This window comes from Helicobacter mehlei, assembly GCF_003660265.1.
Lineage (GTDB): Bacteria > Campylobacterota > Campylobacteria > Campylobacterales > Helicobacteraceae > Helicobacter > Helicobacter mehlei.
In genome coordinates, this window is record NZ_QXQP01000044.1 from 1 (window position 1) to 2,851 (window position 2,851).

The following is a 2,851-nucleotide window of genomic DNA, read 5'->3' on the forward strand; positions in this document are numbered from 1 at the left end:
CAAACCAACCCCAAGAGGCATATAAAAACCCACCTCATGCTACATACAATACCCGCGCTCTTTGCATTGGGCAAACAACTTATCTTGGTAAGCACCATCCAAAGAGTTTAGGGTGATAGGGTTTTCCCCATGGGGATCATCTCTGTTTTGGCGGTAAATGATCTGGGTTTTGAGAATCTTTTTAACCCCTTGTGCATCGTAGATGTAGTTTTGTTGGCTATATTGGTGCAAATAAAAAACACCATTGACAACCTTGAAGGTGAGATAAAGTTCGCGATTCACCTGTTCGGATAGAGTGCCTGAAAACTCTAGGGTAACATAGTTTTTCTTGTAAGCGAAGTCAGCCTTGCCCACTGCCTCCATACAAAACTGCGCGTGCAAAACCTGCCCATTGCGCTCAATTTTTAAGCAAGTGGTTGTGGGTTTGCCCTGAGGTGTCTCACGGCTAGTCTGGCTAACTAGGGTGTATCTTTGCCCCTCTATCTCAATATCTTGGCTGTAAGTGGTGTAGTAGGGCTTGGCACTCAGACCCAAGAGTCCTAAAAAAGCCCAAGCAAAAGCTAATTTTTTCATCTCTGATCCTTAATAAAAATACCCATTCTGATTTTACATCATCTTGGCTGATTTTTTTGCCACATTTGGGTGAATTTTTTAAAACTTATGGGGGCTCTGTGCTTAAAATCCTCTTGGTTTTGGTCATAAAAAAGAGGGGATTCTAGGAGTTCAGAAACTCCCGTTTGGGTATCTGTGCGTAGCGTTTGCCCGCTTAGTCTATCTAACCAAAATTGACCCTTTTGTAATTTAAGGGTGATGGTGAGTTTTTGGAGAATGTTGGAATATTGACGGCTAAACTCCAGCTTAAGCAAATCCCCTTGATGGGCAAATCCGCCTTGCTGGTAACCCTCTAAACACAGACTGCGCCCGATAATTTGTTGCTGGTGCAAAATGCTTAAGCACACCAGATCGCCAAGTTTTGAATGGGGCTTGGGGGTGCTGCGCACAAGGGTATAGGGCGTGCCCTCAAGATAGTCTATGGAGTTTTGCAACGCTTCTCCCTTAAAGGCAAAAATACGGGGCATGGTCTTGAAATGTTCCAAGAGTTGGTTTGTAACAGCCTCTAGGGGGTATTTGTAGGGGTCTTTGGGGTCATCTCTTAATTGATCGTAAAAATCATAATAGTCAGAGCGCCACCAACCTTTAAATTCTCTGAATCGGTATAAATAAAACCTCTCTTCACTAACGATCCTAAATTCGAGCACAACGGGCTTATGTTGGGCTTGAGAAGTGAGCGTGGGGGGGATAAAGCGCAACATGGCTAGTTTGATGAGCCTAATACCTTGTTTGGGGGTGTCCTCAAATCTAGGTTCTGTGAAATCTTTCAAACAAAAACCCTTTTCAAGCGCGCTACTTGGCTTGATGATGCCCAAACACATGCCCTTAGCTTGCACCCGATAATCTTTGTAAAACTCGCCATAGGCACTCAAAAGAAGAGTGGTGATCTTGTGGCAATGGGGTTGATCCTTTGGGCACGAGGTGCCGTATGTTGGGTAATCATCTAGGCTAGAGGGCAGATCGCTTGTGGGGGGGTATAAAAAGAAACGCTGGTATTGCTTGGCTTGCATAAAATCTGCCAGCCATTGTTGGATCGCCCCTAAGGCTTGTGCTTGCGTTGTGGCAAATGGGTTACTAGCCCCATGCAAAATAAGCACACCGATCAAAAGCCCCAATATCTTTTTCATCTACGCTCACACAGCCCACGGAAACGGCACTCGGTTTCAAGTTTGGAGAGTTTAGGAATGCTTACCTGATCCCATTTGATTAAATTTTTGGCATTTGGATCGTCTCTGGGTTGTCTATAAAAAATATCCGTGCCCACGAGTTCTTTAAAAGTGCTCTTAGTCTCCACTTGGAAAACTTGTTGGCTATACTGGTATAAATACAAAGTCCCATCGATTTCTTTTAAAGTGATGAAACCTTTATAAGCCTTAGTAAAAGGTTTAGAGGTGGGTTTGTGTTGCCAATAACTCTCTAGGGTCAAAAACCGCCCCTTATGGGTGAATTTAGTTTGCACCTGTGCGCCATGGCATAGAGCGTTGTATCCAAGACCTGGAATCTGGATATAGTCGCAACCTGCTAGAGGGGTGTGATTCAAGTAAAAATAGGGGGCTATTTGGATCAAGCGGTAGGAGCGATTGCCCATTACAATATCCATAGGAGGCTGTAGAGGAGGATTTTTAACACCACAGAGGCGATCTTTAGAGCGCATTTGTAATTGGACTAAAAGGCTATTGTTGAGCTCACCCATCGCAATTTTATGCGCGCCCTCTGGGTCGTCTTGGGAAAGGCAATAGCGATCGATTCGCGTATCAGCATTCTGTGCGCCGTAGTAGTCTAGGTAAAAGGTGCGATCGATGATTCTAAACACCAAAATGGGCAATGTGGGCCGCTTATAATAATCAAAACCTCCTCCAAGCACTAACACTAAATAGGGTTCTTGGTTATGCTCCACAACTTGGGCAAATAAAACACCATTAAAACCCTCCAAACAAAAACCCTTGTAAAGTTTGCCTTGATACAACACACCCGAGCACATCCACGCATTGTTAGTGGCTTCGTTATTGGCATAAAATTTAGCTTTGGCATAAAGAAAGGTGTATTTTTCGCCCTTAAACTCAATGGGGGTTTTGTTCTCCACGCTCCATTCTGCTTGGGGGGTAATCACATAGTAACTATTGGCATCTTGGCTCACCTCTTTGGGCACAAAATCACGCAACCACTGTTTGACCTGTTCCATCGCTTTGCGATCGTCCATAGCATGTAAGGATGCTAGAAAGCAGGCTAAAAAATATAA

General features: G+C 44.2%; 3 protein-coding genes. All 3 read right to left on the reverse strand.

From position 1 onward, the window contains the following. Window positions 1-39 precede the first annotated feature (39 nt). Window positions 40-573, reverse strand: coding sequence for a hypothetical protein (locus EAO36_RS08845; protein ID WP_235852323.1), 534 nt, complete (start codon window positions 571-573; stop codon window positions 40-42). A 38-nt stretch (window positions 574-611) separates the two neighbouring features. Continuing rightward, window positions 612-1,739, reverse strand: a complete 1,128-nt coding sequence (locus tag EAO36_RS08065) for a hypothetical protein (protein WP_120955989.1) — start codon at window positions 1,737-1,739, stop codon at window positions 612-614. Next, the coding region (locus EAO36_RS08070; protein WP_328588061.1) for a hypothetical protein at window positions 1,736-2,851 on the reverse strand (1,116 nt) is incomplete at its 5' end. The genes EAO36_RS08065 and EAO36_RS08070, both read right to left, overlap by 4 nt.